General features: G+C 67.0%; 23 protein-coding genes, 2 tRNA genes and 2 pseudogenes. 19 read left to right on the forward strand and 8 right to left on the reverse strand.

Features of this window, described 5'->3' with window-relative positions; translation table 11 throughout:
• From dnaA to QAD21_RS00045, 9 genes are all read left to right on the forward strand, one after another.
• Complete coding sequence (dnaA, locus tag QAD21_RS00005; protein ID WP_068970745.1) at nt 1-1,509, forward strand: chromosomal replication initiator protein DnaA; 1,509 nt, start codon at nt 1-3, stop codon at nt 1,507-1,509.
• Between the two features lie 654 nt (nt 1,510-2,163).
• A complete protein-coding gene (gene dnaN, locus QAD21_RS00010) occupies nt 2,164-3,333 on the forward strand; it encodes a DNA polymerase III subunit beta (protein ID WP_058252995.1) in 1,170 nt (389 codons plus the stop codon).
• A gap of 42 nt (nt 3,334-3,375) precedes the next feature.
• On the forward strand, nt 3,376-4,575 hold the full coding sequence (gene recF, locus QAD21_RS00015; RefSeq protein WP_068970744.1) for a DNA replication/repair protein RecF: 1,200 nt from the start codon (nt 3,376-3,378) through the stop codon (nt 4,573-4,575).
• Nucleotides 4,568-5,152, forward strand: coding sequence for a DUF721 family protein (locus tag QAD21_RS00020; protein ID WP_068970743.1), 585 nt, complete (start codon nt 4,568-4,570; stop codon nt 5,150-5,152). Before recF ends, QAD21_RS00020 begins: the two co-directional genes overlap by 8 nt.
• 342 nt (nt 5,153-5,494) lie before the next feature.
• Nucleotides 5,495-7,561, forward strand: coding sequence for a DNA topoisomerase (ATP-hydrolyzing) subunit B (gyrB, locus tag QAD21_RS00025; protein WP_068970742.1), 2,067 nt, complete (start codon nt 5,495-5,497; stop codon nt 7,559-7,561).
• A gap of 44 nt (nt 7,562-7,605) precedes the next feature.
• Complete coding sequence (gyrA, locus tag QAD21_RS00030) at nt 7,606-10,095, forward strand: DNA gyrase subunit A (RefSeq protein ID WP_280360326.1); 2,490 nt, start codon at nt 7,606-7,608, stop codon at nt 10,093-10,095.
• 117 nt (nt 10,096-10,212) lie between these two features.
• Nucleotides 10,213-11,127, forward strand: coding sequence for a DUF3566 domain-containing protein (locus tag QAD21_RS00035; RefSeq protein WP_065630876.1), 915 nt, complete (start codon nt 10,213-10,215; stop codon nt 11,125-11,127).
• A 66-nt stretch (nt 11,128-11,193) separates the two neighbouring features.
• Nucleotides 11,194-11,267 (forward strand) — tRNA-Ile (locus QAD21_RS00040).
• Between the two features lie 61 nt (nt 11,268-11,328).
• A tRNA-Ala gene (locus tag QAD21_RS00045) sits at nt 11,329-11,404 on the forward strand.
• A gap of 70 nt (nt 11,405-11,474) precedes the next feature.
• Here the strand turns inward: QAD21_RS00045 and QAD21_RS25285 are convergent.
• Entirely contained in the window at nt 11,475-11,798 is a 324-nt protein-coding gene (locus QAD21_RS25285; RefSeq protein WP_348534470.1) for a cupin domain-containing protein, read from the reverse strand.
• Nucleotides 11,799-11,805: 7 nt separating this feature from the next.
• Nucleotides 11,806-12,039 carry a helix-turn-helix transcriptional regulator gene (locus QAD21_RS25290; protein WP_348534471.1) on the reverse strand — a complete coding sequence of 78 codons (234 nt, stop codon included), beginning with the start codon at nt 12,037-12,039 and terminating at the stop codon, nt 11,806-11,808.
• Nucleotides 12,040-12,107: 68 nt separating this feature from the next.
• On the opposite strand from QAD21_RS25290, the gene QAD21_RS00055 reads away from it, so the two are divergent.
• Complete coding sequence (locus tag QAD21_RS00055; protein ID WP_280360327.1) at nt 12,108-13,070, forward strand: saccharopine dehydrogenase; 963 nt, start codon at nt 12,108-12,110, stop codon at nt 13,068-13,070.
• 8 nt (nt 13,071-13,078) lie between these two features.
• Here the strand turns inward: QAD21_RS00055 and QAD21_RS00060 are convergent, their stop codons facing one another.
• On the reverse strand, nt 13,079-13,645 hold the full coding sequence (locus QAD21_RS00060; protein WP_280360328.1) for a dihydrofolate reductase family protein: 567 nt from the start codon (nt 13,643-13,645) through the stop codon (nt 13,079-13,081).
• 74 nt (nt 13,646-13,719) lie between these two features.
• Here QAD21_RS00060 and QAD21_RS00065 point away from each other — a divergent pair, with 74 nt between their 5' ends.
• The 3 genes and pseudogenes from QAD21_RS00065 to QAD21_RS00070 all read left to right on the forward strand — a co-directional run bounded on the left by QAD21_RS00065 (nt 13,720) and on the right by QAD21_RS00070 (nt 15,650).
• Nucleotides 13,720-14,289, forward strand: coding sequence for a TetR/AcrR family transcriptional regulator (locus QAD21_RS00065; RefSeq protein WP_137809129.1), 570 nt, complete (start codon nt 13,720-13,722; stop codon nt 14,287-14,289).
• A gap of 127 nt (nt 14,290-14,416) precedes the next feature.
• Nucleotides 14,417-14,620: pseudogene (locus QAD21_RS25295) on the forward strand (protein kinase); the annotation flags it as partial.
• 7 nt (nt 14,621-14,627) lie between these two features.
• A complete protein-coding gene (locus QAD21_RS00070) occupies nt 14,628-15,650 on the forward strand; it encodes a protein kinase (protein ID WP_348534472.1) in 1,023 nt (340 codons plus the stop codon).
• 19 nt (nt 15,651-15,669) lie between these two features.
• Here the strand turns inward: QAD21_RS00070 and QAD21_RS00075 are convergent, their stop codons facing one another.
• Together QAD21_RS00075 and QAD21_RS00080 are read right to left on the reverse strand one after the other, a co-directional pair.
• The gene (locus QAD21_RS00075) at nt 15,670-15,930 is read right to left on the reverse strand and encodes a type B 50S ribosomal protein L31 (protein WP_058253002.1); all 261 of its coding nucleotides are present in this window, start codon (nt 15,928-15,930) and stop codon (nt 15,670-15,672) included.
• 37 nt (nt 15,931-15,967) lie between these two features.
• Nucleotides 15,968-17,318, reverse strand: a pseudogene (locus QAD21_RS00080) (GTP-binding protein).
• A 104-nt stretch (nt 17,319-17,422) separates the two neighbouring features.
• Here QAD21_RS00080 and rpmB point away from each other — a divergent pair.
• The 4 genes from rpmB to rpsR are packed head-to-tail and all read left to right on the forward strand — an operon-like array spanning nt 17,423 to nt 18,420.
• A complete protein-coding gene (gene rpmB, locus QAD21_RS00085; protein ID WP_004020952.1) occupies nt 17,423-17,659 on the forward strand; it encodes a 50S ribosomal protein L28 in 237 nt (78 codons plus the stop codon).
• Nucleotides 17,659-17,823, forward strand: coding sequence for a 50S ribosomal protein L33 (gene rpmG, locus QAD21_RS00090; RefSeq protein WP_058253004.1), 165 nt, complete (start codon nt 17,659-17,661; stop codon nt 17,821-17,823). Before rpmB ends, rpmG begins: the two co-directional genes overlap by 1 nt.
• The gene (gene rpsN / locus QAD21_RS00095; protein WP_280360329.1) at nt 17,823-18,128 is read left to right on the forward strand and encodes a 30S ribosomal protein S14; all 306 of its coding nucleotides are present in this window, start codon (nt 17,823-17,825) and stop codon (nt 18,126-18,128) included. Before rpmG ends, rpsN begins: the two co-directional genes overlap by 1 nt.
• A gap of 28 nt (nt 18,129-18,156) precedes the next feature.
• Entirely contained in the window at nt 18,157-18,420 is a 264-nt protein-coding gene (gene rpsR, locus QAD21_RS00100; RefSeq protein WP_058253006.1) for a 30S ribosomal protein S18, read from the forward strand.
• A gap of 267 nt (nt 18,421-18,687) precedes the next feature.
• Here rpsR and QAD21_RS00105 read toward each other — a convergent pair whose 3' ends face one another.
• The 3 genes from QAD21_RS00105 to QAD21_RS00115 all read right to left on the reverse strand — a co-directional run bounded on the left by QAD21_RS00105 (nt 18,688) and on the right by QAD21_RS00115 (nt 20,604).
• Nucleotides 18,688-19,407: a type 1 glutamine amidotransferase domain-containing protein gene (locus QAD21_RS00105; protein ID WP_058253007.1), complete on the reverse strand. Its 720-nt coding sequence runs from the start codon at nt 19,405-19,407 to the stop codon at nt 18,688-18,690.
• A 107-nt stretch (nt 19,408-19,514) separates the two neighbouring features.
• A complete protein-coding gene (locus QAD21_RS00110; protein WP_159369726.1) occupies nt 19,515-20,363 on the reverse strand; it encodes an SDR family NAD(P)-dependent oxidoreductase in 849 nt (282 codons plus the stop codon).
• The gene (locus QAD21_RS00115) at nt 20,353-20,604 is read right to left on the reverse strand and encodes a hypothetical protein (RefSeq protein WP_280360330.1); all 252 of its coding nucleotides are present in this window, start codon (nt 20,602-20,604) and stop codon (nt 20,353-20,355) included. Before QAD21_RS00115 ends, QAD21_RS00110 begins: the two co-directional genes overlap by 11 nt.
• A gap of 78 nt (nt 20,605-20,682) precedes the next feature.
• Here QAD21_RS00115 and QAD21_RS00120 point away from each other — a divergent pair, with 78 nt between their 5' ends.
• Nucleotides 20,683-22,167, forward strand: a complete 1,485-nt coding sequence (locus tag QAD21_RS00120) for a DHA2 family efflux MFS transporter permease subunit (RefSeq protein ID WP_280360331.1) — start codon at nt 20,683-20,685, stop codon at nt 22,165-22,167.
• A 161-nt stretch (nt 22,168-22,328) separates the two neighbouring features.
• Complete coding sequence (locus QAD21_RS00125; RefSeq protein ID WP_247449427.1) at nt 22,329-23,633, forward strand: IS110 family transposase; 1,305 nt, start codon at nt 22,329-22,331, stop codon at nt 23,631-23,633.
• Nucleotides 23,634-23,700: the final 67 nt, after the last annotated feature.

Here is a 23,700-nt window from a genome sequence, read left to right on the forward strand (position 1 = left end):
GTGACTTCAGACCGAGACACTTTCGGCGAGGTGTGGCAACAGGTCGTCGCCGAACTCAACGACGACGAAGCCGCACGCGACCACGAACCACTGACACGCCAGCAGAAGGCGTGGCTGTCACTGGTTCGACCCCTGACCCTCACCGAAGGCTTCGCCCTGCTGACCGTGCCGACGGCGCTGGTCCAGGAACAGATCGAACGCAATCTCCGGGAGACCATCCGCTCGGTCCTCAGCCGCCACCTCGACGAACCCGTCGATCTCGGCGTCCGTATCGCCACCCCGCGCAACGACGAGCCGGTGGCGGAAACACCGGTTCCCGACGTACGGCCCATCGCCGGAGCGGCCGCAGCAGTCGACTACACGGCCGCCCCCGTGGGCGCGGGCCGCGCGCCGTCCCACATGCCGGAGTCGACGCGCCCGTCCGGCGACTGGGCGTCGTACTTCGCCGAGCGGCCCACCTCGACGCCGCCGGCCACCGGCGCAAACCTCAACCCCAAGTACACCTTTGACACCTTCGTCATCGGCGCGTCGAACCGGTTCGCGCACGCATCGGCGGTGGCGGTCTCGGAAGCCCCCGCCCGGGCCTACAACCCACTGTTCATCTGGGGAGAGTCCGGACTCGGCAAGACGCACCTGCTGCACGCCGCGGGCCATTACGCGCAGCGCCTCTTCCCGGGCATGCGGGTCAAGTACGTGTCCACCGAGGAATTCACCAACGACTTCATCAACTCGCTCCGCGACGACCGGCGGGTGGCGTTCAAGCGCCGGTATCGCGACGTCGATGTGCTGCTGGTCGACGACATCCAGTTCCTCGTGGGCAAAGAAGGCATCCAGGAAGAGTTCTTCCACACCTTCAACACCCTGCACAACGCGAGCAAGCAGATCGTCATCTCCTCTGACCGGCCGCCGAAACAGCTTGCGACACTGGAAGATCGGCTCCGTACACGGTTCGAGTGGGGCTTGATCACCGATGTCCAGCCGCCCGATCTGGAGACCCGGATCGCGATTCTGCGCAAGAAGGCGCAGATGGACAACATCGCGGTTCCCGACGATGTACTCGAACTCATCGCGTCGAAGATCGAGCGCAACATCCGTGAACTCGAGGGTGCACTCATCCGCGTGACGGCGTTCGCGTCGCTCAACGACGCTGCTCTCGACAAGTCCCTGGCCGACGTCGTCTTGCAGGCCCTGCTGCCCAACTCGGGGACCCTGGAGGTCAGCGCGGCGAGCATCCTCGCGATCACCGCCGAGTACTTCGACATCTCTGTCGAGGAACTACGAGGTCCCGGTAAGACACGGTCGATCGCCCAGGCCCGCCAGATCTCCATGTACCTGTGTCGTGAGCTCACCGACCTCTCGCTGCCGAAGATCGGCGAGACCTTCGACCGCGATCACACGACGGTCATGTACGCCGAACGGAAGATCCGCAAGGAGATGGCCGAGCGCCGCCGGGTGTACGACCATGTCCAGGAACTCACCGCCCGCATCAAGCAGCGCGCCGTGGGCTGACACGCTCACACCTACAGCTCTCCGCACCCCCGAGGCCACGACGGCCCGGGGGTGCGGTCGTCTGAGGGTGTTCCGCCGCCCGCAGTGGCATCCGATGGCGGCCGCGATGGCCCGTCCGAATGCCAAGTCTGGTCCTTAGGTCGAGAGTCTTCGACGCCGTGGACCGCCTTCCCGCAGTAGGATTCGGCCGACATCGACGCTGCTCACGATCGATCACCAGCTGTGCACAATCCTTGGGATAACCGGGGTCGGCATGTGCATCGCCGGTGGACGCCGCGCGAACAACATGAGAACTCCACATCCCCGGACGGATCCGCTCGACGTTGCTCCACCGGTCATGCACACGTCCACACCCGCCCGGACTGGCCCGATGTCATGGTTGTCCACAGATTGCACAACTCCTATTACTGAGATGGATCCCTCTAGAAAGAGATTCTTTTGTAAGAAGGTCTGTGCACAGACCGTCGCCGATCGGGTCGCCCGCAGCCGGCTCCGACGACGGTGTGACTTGGCCCCAACCACTCCGGCTCGGGCGGCGGCGTTCTACAGTGGGATTCCCGGATGCGGGATCCCACTCCAGGCCGGCCGACCCACTGCGGCGCCGACCCGGCGATCCAGGCGGGAACGAGAACGAGAGAAGGGCAACCTCCCAGCATGAAGTTTCGTGTCGCGCGTGACGAGTTCGCTGATTCCGTCGCCTGGGTGGCCCGCAGTCTCCCGTCTCGTCCGCCCGTCCCGGTTCTCGGCTGTGTGGTGCTCAACGTCGGCGAAACGGGCCTGACCGTCTCGGGTTTCGACTACGAGGTCTCGGCCCAGGAAAATCTGGGCGCGGAGGTCGCCGAGCCCGGACAGGTCCTGGTCTCCGGCCGGCTCCTCGCCGACATCACCAAGGCCCTGCCGAACAAGCCGGTCGACGTGACCCTCGACGGTGCACGCGTCGCGATCACCTGCGGCAGCGCGAAGTTCTCGCTCCCGACTATGCCGGTCGAGGACTACCCGCAGTTGCCCGACGTGCCCTCCGTCACCGGAACGATCCCGTCGCAGCTCTTCGCCGAGGCGATCTCGCAGGTGGCCGTGGCGGCCGGCAAGGACGACACCCTGCCCATGCTCACCGGTGTCCGCGTCGAGATCGAGGGCAACTCCGTCGTCCTCGCCGCGACCGACCGTTTCCGCCTCGCGGTGCGTGAATTGCAGTGGGAGCCTTCCGATCCCGACACCAAGGGGGCCGTCCTGGTGCCCGCGAAGACGCTCTCGGAGAGCGCCAAGACCGCAGGTGCCGAGGGCACCGGCGTCGTCTCACTGGCGTTCGGTGGTGGCGCGGCCATCGGATCCGACGGCATTCTCGGCATCCTCGGCGAGACCAAGAAGACCACCACCCGCCTTCTCGACGCGGAGTTCCCGAAGTTCCGTCAGCTGCTCCCGGCCAGCCACACCGCCGTCGCCACCATCGACAGCGGCCCGCTGATCGAGGCGATCCGGCGTGTGGCCCTGGTCGCCGAGCGCGGCGCGCAGGTCCGGATGGAGTTCTCCGAGGGATCCGTGCTACTCACCGCGGGCGGCGACGAGGCCGGCAAGGCCGAGGAAGAGCTGCCCGTGTCGTTCCAGGGTGAGCCCCTCACGATCGCGTTCAACCCCGGGTACCTGCAGGACGGATTGTCGGCGATCAACGCCGACGCGGTGGACTTCGGATTCACCACCCCCAGCCGGCCTGCCGTCCTCCGCCCGGCCAGCGGAGAGGATCCGGTCGCGGACGAGTCCGGCGCCTTCGTCGCTCCCGAGAGCGCATTCAGCTACCTGTTGATGCCCGTCCGCCTCCCGGGCTGACGGCCGCCACGGCCTCACCGTCCTCAGGATCGACGCCGACTCGTGTTCGTCCGTGAGCTGCATCTGCGCGATTTCCGATCGTGGCGGTCCGTCGACCTCGATCTGGCACCCGGGCCGACGGTCTTCACTGGCCGCAACGGCTTCGGCAAGACCAATCTGCTCGAGGCGCTGTTCTATCTCTCGACGCTGCGCTCACACCGGGTGAGTTCCGATGCACCGCTCGTACACGCGGGCTCCGCGTCGGCGTCGGTCACCGCGACGGTTGAGAACGACGGCCGTGAGCTGACCGCCGAGCTGCGGATCAATGCCGAGGGCGCCAACAAGGCGACCATCAACCGGAGCCCGGCGCGGCGGCCCCGCGACCTGCTCGGCATCCTCCGTACGGTGCTGTTCGCGCCCGAGGACCTGTCCCTGGTGCGTGGTGACCCGAGCGACCGCCGACGCTTCGTCGACGAACTGGTCGCCCAGCGGGGTCCCCGTTACGCCGCCGCCCGCGCGGACTACGACCGGGTCCTGCGTCAGCGGTCGGCCTTGCTCAAGACTGCCGCCGCGGCGCTGAGACGTGGTGGGCAACAGGCAGATTCGGTGGTCAGCACACTTGATGTCTGGGATGGTCAGCTCGCGGATCTCGGCGGTCAGGTGATCGCCGCACGGTTGTCGGTGCTCGCCGAGCTCGAGCCGCACTTCACCGGCTCATACGCCTCGATCGCGCCGCATTCACGGCCGGCCGTGCTCCGGTATCGTCCCGCCGGCGGTGTCGAGATCGAGGAGCACACACCCGAGGCGATCGCCGACGTGCTGGCACTACGCCTGACGGAGTTGCGCGACAAGGAGATCGAGCGGGGCCTGTGTCTCGTCGGTCCGCATCGCGACGACATCGACATCGTGCTCGGCAGCGATATCGCGAAAGGCTTTGCCTCACACGGGGAATCCTGGTCGTTGGCACTGGCTCTGCGCCTCGGCTCCGTCGAGCTCACCCGCGCCGAAGGTGTCGAGCCGGTGATCATGCTCGATGACGTGTTCGCCGAACTCGACGCCAAGCGGCGCGCGCAACTCGTCGATTTCACCGCCGACGCCGAGCAACTCCTCATCACCGCCGCCGTCGCCGAGGACATCCCCGGGCGGATTGGTGGCCGGCGGATCGGCGTCGATGTGGTCGACGACGACGCGGGCCGGCGGTCGCACATCGTCGACGAAGCGCTCGACGATGTGACGGCAGCGGGGGAGGAAGCCCATGAGTGACGATCGACCGTCCGGGTCCCCGGATCCCGCCGACCCCGCACCACGGCCGACACCGCCCGGCGAACTCGGCGGGTACGAACGTGCCCGCAAGGCGCTCGAGGAGGCCCGGGCACAGGCCCGCGCCGCGGGTAAGTCGGTCGGCCGGGGCCGGGCGTCGCCCGTCCGTCGGGTCCCGCGCGGATCCCAGGGGCGTCGACGCTGGTCCGGCTCCGGTCCGGATCAGCGGGATCCGCAGCCCTTCGGCCGGCTGGTCGGCGGGCTGGCGAAGGATCGCGGGTGGCAGGAGAAGATCGGCGAAGGCACCCTGTTCGGGATGTGGGAACAGATCGTCGGTTCGGACATCGCGGCTCATGCGAAGCCGGTTGCGTTGCGCGACAACGTCCTCCACGTGCAGGCCGAGTCGACGGCATGGGCGACGCAACTTCGCTACATCCAATCCCAGATCCTCGCCAAGATCGCGGCCGCCATCGGCAACGGCCAGGTCACCTCGTTGCGGATCAGCGGTCCGAAGGGCCCGTCGTGGCGTAAGGGTGAACGGCATGTGCGCGGGCGCGGCCCACGCGACACCTACGGCTGACGCGCCGCTAGCAGAGTCGACCGCACTTTACTAGTTGCAGAGCCTCGTGGGCCGTTTTCCATCCCCAAGCCACGATCGAACCGGGATCGAGGCAAAAAAATCGTTCTGAGGGCCTGTTAGCGGCCCCGGATGCGCGTTCCAGGGCGAGTCAGGCAGTACACTGTGGAGAGTTGTCCCGACAGGGGTGCACAACAGCAGACAGACAGCGCCTCCAGGCTACCCGGATGTACCCACCGGGTATTCCTGTGCGCGCAACCGCCGTGTGCCCCGTCGAGAAGGATCGACGACGGATCCGGAGACCACCTGATCCGTCGATGAGCAGAACAGGAGCGGACGCACCTCGTGGCCGACACCAACGACACCGGACCGAAGAAGAACAAGAAGAAGCCGTCAGAGTATGGCGCCGATTCGATCAACATCCTCGAAGGTCTGGAAGCCGTCCGCAAACGGCCCGGCATGTACATCGGATCCACCGGTGAGCGAGGGCTGCACCACCTGATCTGGGAGGTCGTCGACAACTCGGTCGACGAGGCGATGGCCGGCTTCGCCTCGCGCGTCGACGTGACCCTCCTGGCCGACGGCGGTGTCCAGGTCGTCGACGACGGCCGCGGCATCCCGACCGGCATGCACCGCACGGGCGTGCCGACGGTCGAGGTCGTCATGACCCAGCTGCACGCCGGCGGCAAGTTCGACTCCGACGCCTATGCGGTGTCCGGTGGTCTGCACGGCGTCGGCATCTCGGTGGTCAACGCGTTGTCCACCAAGGTGGAGCTGGAGATCCAGAACGACGGATTCAACTGGGAGCAGACCTACACCTACGCGACACCCGGCGCCCTCGAGAAGGGGACCCCGACGCGCAAGACCGGCACCACGGTGCGGTTCTGGCCGGACCCCGAGATCTTCACCGAGACCACCCGATTCAACGCCGAGACCGTGGCGCGTCGTCTGCAGGAGATGGCCTTCCTGAACAAGGGGCTCACCATCACGCTGACCGATCAGCGTCCGCAGGCCATTGAGCCGCCGGGTGACGCCGACGGTGACGAGGAGAGCGGCACCACCGAGGCCGCCGAGGTGGTGAAGTCCGAGGAAGAGAAGGCCGCCGCCGCGGCCAAGCCGAAGACCCGTACCTATCACTACCCCGACGGGCTCGTCGACTACATCAAGCACCTCAACCGGACCAAGCAGTCGATCCACACCACCGTCGTCGGCTTCACCGGCCAGGGCACCGGCCACGAGGTCGAGGTCGCGATGCAGTGGAACGCAGGTTATTCCGAATCGGTCCACACCTTCGCCAACACCATCAACACCCACGAGGGTGGTACCCACGAAGAGGGTTTCCGCGCCGCGCTGACCCTCACCGTGAACAAGTACGCGGTGGACAAGAAGCTCATCAAGGACAAGAAGGAAGACCGCCTCTCGGGTGACGACATCCGCGAGGGCCTCGCCGCAGTGATCTCGGTGAAGGTCGGGGATCCGCAGTTCGAGGGCCAGACCAAGACCAAGCTGGGCAACACCGAGGTCAAGGGATTCGTCCAGCGCGTCTGCAGTGAACACCTCGGACACTGGCTGGAGGCCAACCCGGCCGAGGCGAAGACGATCATCAAGAAGATCGTCGAGTCGCAGCGGGCCCGGATGGCAGCGCGCAATGCCCGCGATTTGGTGCGCCGCAAGACCGCCACCGACATCGGTGGTCTCCCCGGCAAGCTCGCCGACTGCCGCAGCAACGATCCCGGCAAGTGCGAGGTCTACATCGTGGAGGGCGACTCGGCCGGCGGCAGCGCCAAGTCGGGCCGTGACTCGATGTACCAGGCGATCCTTCCGTTGCGCGGCAAGATCATCAACGTCGAGAAGGCGCGAATCGACCGGGTGCTCAAGAACACCGAGGTCCAGTCGATCATCACCGCCTTCGGCACGGGCATCCACGACGAGTTCGACATCAGCAAGCTCCGCTATCACAAGATCGTGCTGATGGCCGACGCCGACGTCGATGGTCAGCACATCTCGACCCTCCTGCTCACCTTGCTGTTCCGCTTCATGCGGCCGCTCATCGAGCACGGTCACGTGTTTCTCGCGATGCCGCCGCTGTACAAGCTCAAGTGGCAGAAGTCGGCTCCGGAGTTCGCCTATTCCGACCGCGAGCGGGACGGACTGCTCGAGGCCGGTCGTGCGGCGGGCAAGAAGATCAACACCGACGACGGCATCCAGCGGTACAAGGGTCTCGGTGAGATGAACGCCAAGGAACTGTGGGAGACCACGATGGACCCGGCCGTGCGTGTCCTGCGCCAGGTCACCCTCGACGACGCCGCGGCCGCCGACGAACTGTTCTCCATCCTGATGGGTGAGGACGTCGCCGCCCGACGCAGCTTCATCGCCCGCAACGCGAAAGACGTTCGCTTCCTCGATGTCTGATCGCGGGTTCCTGCGATTCCGCTCCGATCGGAGAAAGTACACACATGACTGACACCACCCTGCCGCCCGCCGGCGGTGAAGGCGATCGCATCGAGCCCGTCGATCTCGGGCAGGAGATGCAGAAGAGCTACATCGACTACGCGATGAGCGTCATCGTGGGCCGTGCGCTCCCCGAGGTCCGCGACGGTCTCAAGCCGGTGCACCGCCGCCTCCTCTACGCGTCCTTCGACGCCGGGTTCCGCCCGGACCGCAGCTACGTCAAATCGGCGAAACCCGTTGCGGAGACGATGGGTAACTACCATCCGCACGGCGACACCGCGATCTACGACGCCCTGGTGCGCCTCGCCCAGCCGTGGTCGATGCGGTACCCGCTCATCGACGGTCAGGGCAACTTCGGCTCGCGGGGCAACGACGGTGCCGCGGCGATGCGTTACACCGAGGCCCGGCTCACCCCGCTGGCCATGGAGATGCTGCGCGACATCGGCGAGGAGACAGTCGATTTCGTCCCCAACTACGACGGCAAGACGAATGAACCGACGGTCCTGCCGTCGCGTATCCCGAACCTGCTGATCAATGGTTCCGGCGGTATCGCCGTCGGTATGGCGACGAACATGCCCCCGCACAACCTCAACGAGGTTGCCGATGCGGTGTTCTGGGCGCTGGAGAACCACGACGCCGACGACGAGACCACCCTCGCCGCGTGCATGGAGTGCATCAAGGGACCCGACTTCCCCACGGCCGGACTGATCGTCGGCAGCCAGGGGATCAAGGACGCCTACACCACCGGGCGCGGCAGCATCCGGATGCGCAGTGTCGTCGACATCGAGGAGAACAAGGGATCCACCACGCTGGTGGTCACCGAGTTGCCCTACCAGGTCAACCCGGACAACCTGATCCAATCGATCGCCGAGCAGGTCAACGAAGGAAAGCTGAAGGGCATCAGCCGGATCGAGGATCAGTCCTCGGACCGCGTCGGCATGCGGATCGTGGTGACGCTGCGTCGCGACGCCGTCGCCAAGGTCGTCCTGAACAACCTGTACAAGCACAGCCAGTTGCAGACCAGCTTCGGTGCGAACATGCTGTCCATCGTCGACGGCGTGCCCCGCACGCTGCGTCTGGACCAGATGATCCGTTACTACGTGGCGCATCAGATCAACGTCATCGTGCGACGGACGCGGTACCGGTTGCGCAAGGCCGAGGAGCGCGCCCACATCCTGCGCGGTCTGGTGAAAGCCCTTGACGCGCTTGACGAAGTGATCGCGCTGATCCGCCGTTCGGCCAACACCGAGACCGCGCGTACCGGCCTGATCGACCTCCTCGACATCGACGAGATCCAAGCCGATGCCATCCTCGCGATGCAGTTGCGCCGTCTGTCGGCCCTGGAACGTCAGAAGATCGTCGACGAACTCGCCGAGATCGAACTCGAGATCGCCGATTACAAGGACATCCTCGACCGGCCCGAGCGTCAGCGCGCCATCGTGCGCGACGAGCTCAAGGAGGTCGTCGAGAAGTACGGTGACGAGCGTCGGACCAAGATCATCGCGGCCGACGGCGATGTCAGCGACGAGGATCTGATCGCTCGCGAGGACGTCGTCGTCACGATCACCGAGACCGGATACGCCAAGCGCACCAAGACCGACCTGTACCGCAGCCAGCGTCGCGGCGGCAAGGGTGTCCAGGGTGCCGGGCTCAAGCAGGACGACATCGTCAAGCACTTCTTCGTGTGCTCGACCCACGACTGGATCCTGTTCTTCACCACCAAGGGTCGCGTCTACCGCGCCAAGGCCTACGAGCTGCCCGAGGCGAACCGCACCGCCCGTGGTCAGCATGTCGCCAACCTCCTGGCCTTCCAGCCAGAGGAGCGGATCGCCCAGGTCATCCAGCTGAAGACCTACGAGGATGCGCCGTATCTGGTGCTCGCCACCCGCAACGGCCTGGTGAAGAAGTCGCGACTGGTCGACTTCGACTCCAACCGCTCCGGCGGCATCGCGGCGATCAACCTGCGTGGCGAGGACGAATTGGTCGGTGCCCAATTGTGCAGCGCCGACGACGATCTGCTCCTGGTGTCGCAGAAGGGACAGTCGATCCGGTTCCACGCCGACGACGAAGCCCTGCGGCCGATGGGCCGGCAGACCTCCGGCGTCCAGGGCATGCGGTTCAACACCGACGACACGCTGTTGTCACTGAACGTCGTCCGCGAGGGCACCTACCTGCTGGTCGCCACGTCCGGTGGATACGCCAAGCGGACCGGTATGGACGACTACCCGGTGCAGGGTCGCGGCGGCAAGGGTGTGCTGACGATCGCCCACGATCGTCGACGCGGTGAACTGATCGGCGCGCTCATCGTCGACGACGACTCCGAGCTCTACGCCATCACCTCGGGGGGCGGCGTCATCCGCACCACGGCGAAATCGGTGCGCAAGGCCGGACGCCAGACCAAGGGTGTCCGTCTGATGAACATCGACGAGGGCACCACGGTCATCGCCATCGCCCGCAACGCCGACGAGCCGGACGAGACAGAGGTCTCTTCCTAGGCGTTAGGGTGAAGGCCACTGTTGCTCGACCCGTCGCGAGTCGACGGGTCGGGAACGGTGGGTTCGGACCCGGCGCCGAGCGAGCAACGTCAGGAACGCCTGAGTGAGGGAATGTCTGTGAGCACACCGAACGAGCCGCATCAGGACCAGAACGGGCGCCCCGCCGGGGGACCGGCGGGACCCGGAACGGGGACCCCGACCGGGGGACTGGTGCCGCCGTGGCAGCGGGGGCCGGCCGACGATCCGTCAGCCGCCCCGACCGAGACGTTCAACCGCGACGCCGCCCAGCGTCCGAGCACCGGTGAGGGCCCGGCCGGCCCGCCGCTGAACAACCCGGGCGGCCCGCCGCTGAGTAACCCGGGCGGCCCGCCGCCGCGCGGCGTCGTGACGAACAGCGGCACCGCTGCCGCCAGCATGAGCGGCCAGCAGGCCCCGGTGACCAAGCTGGAGAGTCCGCGCCGATCGGGTACGGCGACGGCGACCGAGGAACCCGGCTTCGTCGAGTCACCCACCAGCACGATCGATCGCGGACACCTTCCGGAGAACGATCTGCCCGACCTCGATCAGATCCACCACACGGCGGACCTGAAGCGACCCGAGACGGCACAGGCGCCGGGATCCAAGCCCTCCGCACCGCGGTCGGCGCCTCGCCAGGTACTCGCCGCCGGGACCGCGCTGCGCGCCTCGGTGCAGGTGCGTCGGATCGACCCGTGGGCGACGTTCAAGGTCGCGGCCGTGCTGTCGGTGGTCGGGTTCTTCATCTGGATGATTTCCGTCGCCGTGCTGTACCTCATCCTCGACGGCATGGGCGTGTGGGATCAGGTGAACAACAGCTTCGGAACGCTCATGGCGGAGGAATCGGCCGCGAGTAACGACGTGATCGGGGCGGGCACCGTCTTCGGCGCCGCGGCGCTTCTGGGCGCCATCAACGCCATCCTGCTGACCGCGCTCGCGACGATCGGCAGCTACATCTACAACATCTGTGCCGACCTCGTCGGCGGCGCCGAGGTGACTCTCGCCGACCTCGATTGAGTGAGCGCCTGACCAGCCGTTTTGTTTGTTGGGGCATCGGTCGGGTAATCTCACTCCTCGGTTCAAGGGCCTATAGCTCAGGCGGTTAGAGCGCTTCGCTGATAACGAAGAGGTCGGAGGTTCAAGTCCTCCTAGGCCCACTGCGACAGATGTTTTCGGACATCGGAATCTCGCATCCCGCCGAACCGATCGGTACGGCACGGGGCCTTAGCTCAGTTGGTAGAGCGCTGCCTTTGCAAGGCAGATGTCAGGAGTTCGAATCTCCTAGGCTCCACCATTTCTCGAAGGCGACGATGCGGCTCGACAAGCCACTCGTCGCCTTCGGCGTTTCTCTCGATCGCCGACTCTCATCCCAGCCGCACAACAGGCCGGTCACCATGTGGACCGAAGAGATGCAGGATCTCGACGGGGCTGTCGCCGACCGGTCCGAACCAGTGTGGAGTCGTGGGATCGAACTGGACCGTCTCGCCGGGTTCCAGGACGTGCTCGGCGTCGGCGAGAAGTAGGCGCACTCGCCCGGCGAGCACATAGAGCCAGGCGTGCCCCTCATGGGTGACTAGGTGCGGCTCGCGTGGGCCGAGGACGTGCTTGAACGCCCGTACCCGCCCCGGGTAGCCGCTGAGTGGAACGATGACACCCCCGGACGCCACCGACCTCGGTTCGAGATGCACACGAGGATCACCCGTGGGCGGTGCGTCGACGAGTTGATCGAGCGAGACCCGATAGACCTTCGCGAGGGGGAGCAGGACGTTCGAGCGTCGGCTGCCGCTTCCCGGTCTCCACCCGGGAGAGTGCGCTGATGGACAGTCCCGACTCCTCGGCCACAGCGGTCAGCGTGAGCGCCCGCGCGAGGCGGAGCGTACGAAGCCGCGGACCGATCGCGCTGATCAGCTCGGTCAGGTCAGCTGTCATGGCGTCATCTTTGCAGATTCCGCAAAAGCTCTCGCCGGTCGCGACTGCCGTCGCAGACCATGGACTCCATGAGCATCGGGAACGACGCAGGTGGCGTTGAGGTGGACGAATCGAACGAGCATCTACGAATCCTGCTTCTCGGCGGGCGCGGTGCGGTGGGCGAAGTCGTCGCCCGGGAGCTGGTGGACGCCGGCCACGTCGTGACCGCGACGAGCCGCACGGCAACCGGTGACGCCCGGGTCGATCTATTGGGCAACCTCTCGGAGTTGTGTGGTCTCGTTGCGCGACACAACGTCGTCGTCAATGCCTCCGGGATCGAGCGCCCGGAGCTCGGCACCGCGACCGGACCGACGCCACTGGTCGACATCTCGGCGACGGGGGCCTACCTCGACGCGCTGCGGGCCGCCGCCGTGGGGCCCGTCGTCCTGGGAGCGGGGCTTGCACCGGGCCTGAGCACGATCCTGGCCGCCTCCCTCGACTCGCGCCCGGACGACGACCTCGATGTGCTCGTGATGCTCGGGGCGGGCGAGAAGCACGGCACGGCGGCGGTCGCCTGGACGGTCGGTCTGGTCGGCACCGACGTCCACCACCCGCCCGAAGGCCGCCCGGTGCGCAACCTCGGCGAGACCCGCCGCGCCACCGGACCGGACGGCCGCACGAGGCGCTATCTGCGCGCGGACTTTCCCGACCACGTCCTGCTCGGCGACAAGCCCGGGGCGATTCGCACGTATCTCACCCTCAGCTCGGCACCGATGACCGCGGCGCTGGGTCTGATCGGTCGGGTGCCGGTGTTGCGGAGCACGCTGACGTGGGCGCCTCCCCTCGGGTCGGACGCCTGGCACGTCATCGCCGAGAACCGGCGGTCCGGTGAATGTCGACACGCCTGCGGTACAGGGCAGTCCGAGGCGACAGGTCGGTTGACGGCGCTGGCTGCCATCCGCGCTGCGACAGAGCTGCGCGATTCGTCGCGGACTGCGGTGACGATGGCCGACCTCGTCTCGCTCGACGACGCGCTCGCGGTGGTGACGTAGGTCCGCTCCTACGCTGCGGCGTATTCGACGATCGACACGCCGGTGTCGAAGTCGTGTGCGCTGACGCGTCGAAACCTCCTGGGCGCGTACCGGCCGGGCGCCATCAGCGGAATGCCGCTCCCGAACATCACCGGCTGACGCTTGAGGACAAACCGGTCGATCTCGTCGGCCAGTTGAGTCGCGAGATCGCCGCCTCCGCAGAGCCAGATGTCTTTTCCCTTGCGCTGTTTGAGCTCACGCACCACCTCGACCGGGTCGCGATCCGTGAACGTCACGCCGTCCACCGGGTCGCGTCGACGATGGGTGAAGACGTACTGGTCGAGGTGGCGATACGGACTCGTCACCTCTGGCAACCCGGCGGCATAGGTACCGGCTCCCATCAGGACGGTGTCGAAAATCCCTGTGCTCTGGTCGATCCCGAGTGCGGCGGCGTAGTCCGTCGGGATGGTGTCGGCAAACCGCTCGTTGATGCCGTCCATGTGATCGCCCTCCATCAGAAAGGCGTCGAACTGGCCGTCCGGTCCGGCGATGTACCCGTCGAGACTCACGGCCACGTAGTACACGAGTTCACGCATGCTGATCCCCAATCACCTCAGATGTAGTGGTTGAGAAACTACAGCACATGTAGTGGTTGCGCTATCGTTTTCTCATGGCCCGTAACGACGACCGTCGACGCGCCCTGGCCGATGCGGGTCTAGAAGTGCTCGCCGACGCCGGCGCGCGGGGGCTCACCCACCGCGCGGTGGACCGTGCCGCCGGCGTGCCCCTCGGTACGACGACGAATTACTTCCGTTCTCGCTCAGCACTTCTCACCGGATTGGTGGAGCGCATCTACGAGCGACTGGCACCGAGTGACGAGTTCATCGCCGAGCGAGCCGGACGCACACCGACGCGGGAGCTCTTCGCCGAGTATCTCCGCAACATCGTCGAGCGTCTGATGGCAAACCGGACTGTCACCATCGCACTGATCGAACTCCGGTTGGAAGGAATTCGACGCCCCGAGGTCGCGGAGATCATCGGCGAATGGCGTCGGACCGGGTTCACCGGGGACGTGGCGTTCAACGAACAAGCCGGCCTGCCGGGGACGGCCCGGGAGATCGCCCTCTTCCACTACGCCGTCGACGGACTCCTCCTCGACCAGCTGACCGGCCCACTGCTCCCGGATGTGCCTGTCGACGACATCGTCGACGCGCTGGTCGACGGGTTGCTGCCGGGCTGAGATCACGCCGTCCGACTCCGGCTCCGGGTCGACGATGGCCGGGAATGGCACCCGCTACCGTGAACAAGTGGACCGAGACCTGCTCGACGGACGCTACGAGATCCGGGGAGTTCTCGGACGCGGTGGCATGGCGGTGGTCCACGACGGGTGGGACCGGCGACTCCACCGGTCGGTCGCCATCAAGCTACTGCGCTCAGAGCCGGAGACCCCGACGGTCGCACGTGACCGGTTCATTGCAGAGGCGCGGGCGGCCGCCGCGCTCAACCACCCCAACATCGTCGCCGTCCACGACTTCGGCGAGCACGACGGAACGCCGTACATCGTGATGGAACGGCTGAGTGGCACAACGGTCGGCGATCTCATGGCCGGCGGGCCGTTGCCGCCCCACCGCGTCGCCGCGATCCTCGAGGAACGTCCTGGCCGCCCTGTACGCCGCCCATTCCGCCGGGGTGCTGCACCGCGACATCAAACCCGCGAACTTGCTGATGTCCGGCGACCGGGTGAAGGTTGCCGATCTCGGCATCGCCAAGACGGCCGGGATGGCGCACACGGCGACGGGAGAAGTGGTCGGAACCATCTGTTACCTCAGTCCCGGTCGCGTGTTGGGCCGGGCGGCGACACCGGCCGACGATCTCTACGCGGCTGCGGTCGTCGCATATGAGGCTCTGACGGGTCGCCGAGCGTACGACCACGACAACCCTGCCGCCGTCGCGCACGCGATCCTGCACGCGCCGCCGCCGCTGCTGGCCGACATCCGGCCGGATGTCGCCCCGACACTGCGCGAGACGATCGACCGGGCCATGCGTCCGGGTGGCACCGTGCCGTTTCCGAGTGCTGCGGCGATGAGTGCGGCGCTGGCCGGGCATGGCGACCACATGGGCCCGGACGGGACGAGTCGGCTCACGGCGCCGATGCCGCCACCGTCCCCGCCAACTCGCACCGCCTCGGGGACGGCTTCGCTTCCGGAAGGGCCGAACCGCTCCCGACGTCGAACGTCGATCGCGGTGCTGGGCGGCGCCGCCGCTCTGCTGACCGCCCTTCTCGTCGCCGTCGTCGTCATCGCCACCGGATCCGACGACGACACCCCAGTTCCGGCCACCCCGACCTCCCTGCCGGCCGCCGAGTCCTCGACCACCGAATCACGGCCGACTCCACCGCCGAGCACGATCGACGCGCCCGCGCCGATCCCTCTGCCGACCGGCGCGACGGAGATCGACACCCCCCAGACCGAGGAGGGACCGGCCGGAAGCGGCGGAAACGGGCGGGGCAACAGCGGCGGTGGCAACAGCGGCGGTGGCGACGGCGGCGGTGGCAACAGCGAGAACAAGGGGAACGGGAAACCGAAGGACGACAAGAACTGACGTCGTCCGACGATGACCCTCAGTCGCTCTTCTTGTCCAGGTGCGCGTAGCGCCGGCGGAACTTCTCGACCCGGCCGGCGACGTCGGGGATCGTGTTGACCCCGGTGTAGAACGGGTGCGAGTCGCTGGTGACATCGACGGTGATGAGCGGGTACTCGTTGCCGTCGGACCAGGTGACGGTCGTCGACGATGTCGCCGTCGATCGGGTGAGGAACTCCTTGCCCGTCGATCCGTCGCGGATGACGACGGGGTGGTAATCGGGGTGGATGCCCTTCTTCATGTGGGTGCCTTCCGGTGAGATGTGGGTCGGTGCGGGTTCAGTTGTCCCGGGGATCAGCGTCGACGCCGGGGAATGCGTCCACGGTCGACTCGCCGACGTCGAGGTCATCGCACGGGTCGGCGTGGAACTGCCCGAACGGATCGTCGAAGTGCGACCAGAACTGTTGTCCGGCAGCGAATTCGACCTCGTTCAGGCAGGCGCCGCGGAGGGCCTCCTCGATCTCGGCGGGGTCGCCCTGATGGACGAGCGCGACGAGCGAGGTGTGCCGGTCGCCGAAGGTCTCGTCCCAGCGCAGTGCACCGAGAGCCCGACGCTCGTCGGGTACTTGCGCGAGTTCGTCATCGGTCATCGAGGCGAGCCAGGGACCTCCGTGCGCGACGCGCAGTCCGCCGCCGGCCGACTCGAGCCAGAGCGCCTCGTCGGGCTGGGTGGCGATCCAGAGTCGCCCGCGGGCACAGACGACCCCGTCGAGGAGGGCGTCGATCGCCTCGTGGAAGCGACCCGGGTGCAGCGGTCGATCGCTGTGGAACTCGACCCACGTGACCCCGCAGTCGGAGTCCAGTGGCGGTTCGCCCGCGAGGAGAGGGTCGTGCGGACCGTCGATGCGTCCGCGACGTGAACGGGGCGGTACCGCGGCGAGCAGTTGCTCGGCCAGGACGGGTGTGATCGGGCGCTGCGGCAACTCGAACATCATCGGGACGTTCGGCGCGAGCCGTTTGAGGACGGCGACGAGTCGCGCGGACGCCCAGGCGTCGCGGACGGTCGGGTCGCATGCTGCGACCACCAGTGCGTCGGCAAAAGCGACCTGACCGACCGCCACCTGGGCAAGGGTGCGGTCGTCGTCGAGCGCGACATGCCCACCCTCGGCGAGTGAGAGATCGCCGGCCGCCGACGTCAGCCAATCCTCCTCGGCCACACAGGCAACGGTGAGATCGACGCGGACGTCGGCGGCCGCCGGGGCGTCGTCGAACCCCGGCATGTCCGAGACGATGACGTTCTCGATCGACCAGGCGACCTGCTCGGGTTCCAGGACGGGATCGAGTGTGAGGACGATCCGGTTCACCGACGGTCGACGGTGCAGCCGCCGCAGCAGAGGGAGCAGGTCTTCGCGCAGGGTGCACGAGATGCAACCGTGGGCCAGTTCCACGATGCAGAACGTCATGGTGGCTGCGACCGTCGGGACCCCGCCAGCTGAGGGTCCGGACGACGCGGCCATCCTCGACCTGTGTGAGGTCGTGGTGGACCTGGACGCTGCCGACGCCGCCGCACTCCAACGCGTCGCCCACCCGGTGGATCGACGACGCGTCGAGCCCGGTGACCAGCACGACCGGGGTCCGTTGGTCGCCCGGGGCGTCCTGCGGGTGGTTCGCGGATTGATCGTCGAGCACGACTCCACTCCGTTCTATTGAGAATGATTTCCATTTGTGCTTCGACGACGGTACCGTGGCCGCACAGTTAATGCCAATCATTGTCGATAAGAACAGGAGGCAGCATGTCCAAGAGGTGCCAGGTCACCGGTCGGGTACCCGGCTTCGGCAAGCAGGTGTCGCATTCGCACAAGCGGACGTCGCGCCGGTGGGACCCGAACATCCAGCGCCGTCGCTACTACGTGCCCAGCGAGGGGCGGTACGTGACGCTGCGCGTCAGCGCCAAGGGGATCTCGACGATCGACAAGCACGGCATCGAGTCGGTGCTGCGCAAGATCCGTGCCCGGGGGGAGAAGGTCTGATGGCGCGCAACGAGATCCGGCCCATCGTCAAACTGCGTTCCACCGCCGGGACCGGATACACCTATGTGACCCGGAAGAACCGCCGCAACGATCCCGACCGGATGGTGCTGCGCAAGTACGACCCCATCGCCCGCGCCCACGTCGACTTCCGAGAGGACCGCTGATGGCCAAGAAGTCCAAGATCGTCCGCAACGAACAGCGCCGCGAGGTCGTCGCGCGGTATGCCGACCTCCGCGCCGAACTGAAGCGCGCGAGCGTCGCAGCCAGTTCGACGTCCGAGGAGCGTTCGGAAGCGCTACGACGCCTACAACGGCTGCCGCGCAACGCAAGTCCGACTCGGCTGCGCAACCGGGATGCCGTCGACGGCCGGCCCCGCGGGTACATCGGCAAGGCGGGCCTGTCGCGCGTGCGGTTCCGCGAACTCGCGCACCGCGGCGAACTACCCGGAATCCAGAAGTCCAGCTGGTGATCCGGACCCACGAGAACGAGGAACAGTGATGGCCAACAGAAGACAACGTCAGCGCGAGGAAGTGCCGGCGAAGCGCAAGCGGAACCTTCTCATCGCACAGGGCGTGCGGGTCGACGGGCGGAATCCCGTGGACTACAAGGATGTCGCATTGCTGCGGCAGTTCTTGTCCGACAAGGGCAGAATCCGCAGCCGACGCCTCACGGGGCTGAGCCCGCAGGAGCAGCGCCAGGTCGCCACCGCGATCCGCAACGCGCGAGAGATGGCGTTGCTGCCGTACGACTCTCGGCATTGACAATTGCGCTCGGAGGTGCGAGCGGAGCGCCCCTCACCGCTCGCTGATCCGAGAGAACTACTCACCCACTGGTCCCTGAGGTGCGAGGAGCGCAAGCGACGAGCCACGAAGGGCCTGGTGAGACGCCTTGCGAGACCCTTCGTGGCTCGCTTCGCTCGCACCTCAGGGAGCAGGGGTGTGCTCCTCGCACCTCAGGGAGCAGGGGTGTGCTCCTCGCACCTGAGGGAGCAGAGGGTGTGCTCCTCGAACCTCGAGGGGCAAGAGGTGCTACTTGGAACCCTGCGGCACGTTCTCGAGGCGATCCAGCAGGGTGCGTGCCAAGGATTCCGACGACGCGGGATTCTGGCCGGTCAGCAGGTTGCCGTCGGTCTCGATGTGGACCGTCCACGGTTCGGCGAGGGTGACCTTGAACCCCGCCTGGGTGAGCCGATCCTGGAGGAGCCAGGGAGCCTTGTCGGCGAGCCCGGCCTGTTCCTCCTCGGCGTTGCTGAAGCCGGTCACCGTGCGGCCGGCGAACGCGTTGACGCCGTCGGAGTTGTTCGCCGCCAACAGGATCGCCGGACCGTGACAGACGATTCCGAGCGGCAGTTGCGCCTCGTCGGCCGCTATCAGCAGAGCTCCCGCGTCCGCGTCGACGGCCAGGTCCTCCATGGGTCCGTGGCCTCCCGGGACGAACACGGCGTCGTAGTCGGCGATGCGAACGTCGGTGAGCGCGATCGGCTTCTGCAGCTCCGGAGCGGTCTCCACGACATGGCGGATTTCCGCGGCGCGCTCAGGTGTGCCGATGCTCTCGACCGCGAGGCTCGTCTCGTCGACCGGTGGCTTCGCGCCGTTCGGAGTGGCTACGGTCACCTTGTAGCCGGCCGCGCGGAACACTTCCAGCGGCGCGACGGCCTCCTCGGCCCAGAACCCGGTCTTGTGGCTCGAGCCGTCATTCAGCGTCCAGCTGCCGGCGCCGGTCATGATGAAGAGGATGTTGCGTGTCATCTGAACCTCCTGTGTCCAGGTAGACGGTGTCGGTCTCCGACCGCCAACGTAGAGAACAACCGCGGTCTCGGCCACGGCCCAGGTCAGGGCGGGGGAGACGGGTCAGGTCACGTCAAACCGGTGAGTTCCGCCGATCGCAGCCACAACCCGTCGATCAGCTTCTGGTCATGGGCCTGACGGTTCTCCCGACCATTGGCCTTGTGGCGATCGAAGTACACGCCGTTGACCGTCGGGTCGGCGCCGCGCTCGGCCAGGGCGATGAGCGGGGCAGCTCCCTGCTCGGGGGTGATGGTCACCAGGCGCGTCAGCGGAGACCGGTAGGCGAGCCCGACGAAGCGCGAGTCGCGGCCGAAGCTCGTTGCCGCCGGTCCGGGATGCACTGCGGCGGAATAGATCTTGTCACCGGTCCAGCGCTGCGCGATCCCGCGTGTGAACATGATGTTCATCAATTTGGCCGTACCGTAGGGCCGCATCGCGAGGGTCCGGCGCTTCTCGAAATCCAGGTCGTCGAGGTCGACCTTCCCGAAGAGGTTGCCGACGCTGGACGTGTTCAGGACGAGCGATTGTGGGGCCGCGGCCAACCGGTCCCGCACCAGGTGGGTCAGCAGGAACGGTGCGAGATGGTTGATCTGGAAGTTGGGTTCGTGCCCGTCGGACGTGCGGTGCGACGCGTCGAACGTCCCGCCCGCGTTGTTCATCAGGACGTCGATGGTCCCGACGGCGGAATTGATCTCGGCGGCTAGATCCCGCACCTCCGAGAGCGCGGAGAAGTCGGCGGTGAACTGCCGCGCACCGGTCTCGGCGGCGATCGGCGCGAGCTTCTTCGCCGAGCGTCCGACGAGGACGAGATCGGTGTCGGGTCCGGCCAGGGATCGCGCGGCGATCGCGCCGATCCCGTCGCTGGCGCCGGTGAGGACGATGGTGCGTTTCTGTCCGGACGGGGTGTCACTGGCCATCGGTCGTGCCCTCCGATCCGCCGACCGCGTGACCCTCGTCAGTGTGGTCGGCCGGTGGCTGCGCTCCGTCGTAAGACGCCTTGTCTTCCCGGATTCGGTCGGTCTCGCCGATCTCCGTGTCCCCTGCGGTGGGCAGTGCCGAGGCCGGCCCGCCATTCTCGTCGGGGTCGGTCCGCATGTCGGGGTCGGCCTTCACTTCATCGTCGGTCGTGGTCCAGGTGGGCTTCTCGTTGTCCGGCATCTCTCCACCTTGCCCCAAGACGCAGGATTTCACACCGCCCTTGACTTCAACTGAACTTGAGGTTGTGTGCTCGTCGTCGTGACCACACTCGACCCGGCGAGCCGGCGTATCGGCCTCATCCTCGTCGTCCCGACCCTCATGGCGATGCTCGACGTGACGGTCGTGACCGTCGCGCTGCCGCAACTGACCACCGAATTCGACGCGCCGCTGTCCAGCGTGCAGTGGGTGACCACCGCGTATGCACTGGCCCTTGTCGCGGTCATGCCGCTGTCGGCCTACGCCAGCAACCGCTTCGGCGGCCGACGGGTCTACTGCGCCGCCCTCCTGGTCTTCGTTCTCGGTTCGCTCCTCACCGCCCTGTCCTGGAACATCGGCAGTCTCATCGTCTTTCGTGCACTCCAGGGGCTCGGTGGTGGGATGCTGCAACCCGTCGGCATGGCCATTGCGCTGCAGACCGTGCCGGAGGCGCTGCGCGGTCGGATGATGGCCATCCTGGGACTACCCACCCTCGTCGGTCCCGTGCTCGGTCCGGTGCTGGGCGGCGTACTCGTCGACCACGGCAGCTGGCGTGTCGTCTTCGCGGTGAACGTACCCCTCGGCCTGATCGCGGCGGTCCTGGCGTGGCGGTTCTTCCCCCGAACCGCCACGCGCGGCATGCCGCGAATCGACCTGCGAGCCGTGGCGGCGCTGTCACCGGGCGGGGCGTTCCTGGTTCTCGGCCTGGCCCGCGCCGGGGACACCGGGTCGCTGCTCGCGGCATCGATACTTGTCCCGGTCGGTATCGGCCTGGTCCTGCTGCGCTACTTCGTCCGACGATCGCTGCGCAGCCGCACGCCCGTCCTGGATCTCCGGTTGCTGGCGCACGCGCGTCTGCGCGGTGGCGTCGTGGTGATGATCTTCTTCGCCGGGGCGTACTTCGGATCGATGACGATCCTGCCCATCTACGTCCAGTCGGTCCGATCCGATTCGGCCACGACCGCCGGCATGCTGTTCGTCCTCCCCGCGCTCCTGAGCGGCATCACTCTCCAGATCGCCACGCGGGTCGCCGATTTCGTGGACCCGCGACGGGTTGCGATCTGCGGCATCGTGCTGTCGACGACGGCGATGATCCTGATGGCCACGCTGCTCGACGAGTCGCTGCCATACCCGGTCGTCGTCGCGATCCTCGCTCTCATGGGGATCGGAGTCGGCGCGACGATGCTGCCCACCATGACGGCCGCCACCCGCGACCTCGAGGGCGCAGACACCCCCGGCGGCACGACCATCCTCACGACCTCGAACCAGTTCGCCGTCGCGCTGGCGTCGGCCGCGATTACGGCCACCATTGCGGCCCTGATGAATTCGCGCAGCCCGGCGGTCGACGGTCGGGGAGTGGCGGGTGCGATGTCGTTGAGTCCCGCCGAACGCATCGACGCTGCGCCCGAGTTGGCCTCGGCGATCGCCGACACGTACCTCCTCACGGCAGGTCTCCTCGTGTGTGCCCTCCTCGCGACCGTGTTCGTGATGCCGGCGCGGCGGACCCTTCGAGACGCTCGCAAGCTCGCTCCTCAGGGGGCGGGGTGATGTGCTCGCACGCTCGCTCCTAGTAATAGCTGGAAGGGCTGGTAACTGGGACATCCTCCTGATGTGGTCATAAGGGGCTTGGTTATCCCAACCACAAAAGGAGGATGTCAATGTCTAAGGCTAGTCGTTTGAGTCGTGGAGACAAGCGTCGCAACGATCGGTTGAGCAAGTTCCGGGGCATCGTGCGCCGTGACTACGCGGTCGCAGCGATTGATCTGGCGTCGAAAAAGCAAGTTGTCGCTGTGGTCGATCACGACTCCCGCATCGTGGCGCGCAGAACTTTTCACTGCGCGCCACCGCAGTTGGCCACCGCGATCGAGTGGAGCCGTACCGCCGCTACCGCTGCCGGGTTTGCCGGCATCGTCATCGCGTGTGAACCGACCGGGCATCGCTGGAAAACGGTCCGAGACCTGACCGCGGCGGTCGGGGTGCAGATGGTGTGTGTGCAGCCGATCGCGGTGGCACGGGCCCGAGAGACCGAAGACTTCACCCACGACAAATCCGATGACAAAGACGCCCTGCTGATCGCACGGCTGACCACCCAACTTCATATCTATCTGCCCGAACACGCCGACGAGCAATGGACCCGGCTACGTCACCTCGGCGTACGCCGATCCCAGCAACTCACCCGCCGTGGTGCGGCGCAGCAACAAGCCCGCGACCTCCTCGAAGGCGCCTGGCCCCACGCCCTTGACTGCGCCGGGCAACCGTTCAAATCGGTGACCTGGCTGGCCGCGATGGCCGTCATCGGTTGCACCCCGGAAACGTTGACCGCCCAGGGCAGCCGGGAACAGGCGGTGGCGTGGCTCCGCGAACACGTACGCGCCGAACTGCCCTGCTGGGGTGGGCGTCGGGTCACTACCCGCATCCTGGTCGCGATCGTCGATGCCGCTTTCGCCGTCCAGACCGAGACCACGATCACCGCCGAGGCCGGTGCGCTGGAACGGGCCCGCTACGCCTTGGCCGACTTTCACCACGCCCGCACCGCCTGCGAGCAGGTCGAGGCGGCCATGATCGAGGTCCTCACCGGGCTGGGCCTGCACGAACTCGCCGGATCCATTCCCGGAGTATCGGCGGTCTCGGTGGCGGCGATCCTCGCCGAAACCGGTGACCTGACCCGCTTCGACTCGGCGCGGGCGGTAGTCAAACATGCCGGACTATGCCCCCGGGAGAACTCCTCCGGCGCCTACCGCGGCGCCACCCGCATCAGCGGTCGTGGCCGGCCGCTGTTGCGGGTCGCCGCCTGGCGAGCGGCGTTCGCGGCGTTGACCCACAACGAGGTATACGCCGCCCGCTATCGGCACCTGACCAGCCGAGAAGCAAACCGCCTCAACCCCAACCAGGCCCGGGTAGCGATCGCCGCGGCTCTGTTGCGGCAGCTATACGTCGTCATCACCACCGCCACGCCGTGGAACCCTGACATCGCTGCCGGCCGTACCCGACCCGTAGAAAGGACCGCCGCCTGACCCCTAAACCCCTTCCGGCCGGGACAAGCTCGCTGCTCCTTGGGCACATAAGCCCGACCCTGAGCCT

The sequence above is a fragment of the Gordonia sp. SMJS1 genome, from assembly GCF_029866425.1.
Taxonomy (GTDB): domain Bacteria; phylum Actinomycetota; class Actinomycetes; order Mycobacteriales; family Mycobacteriaceae; genus Gordonia; species Gordonia hongkongensis.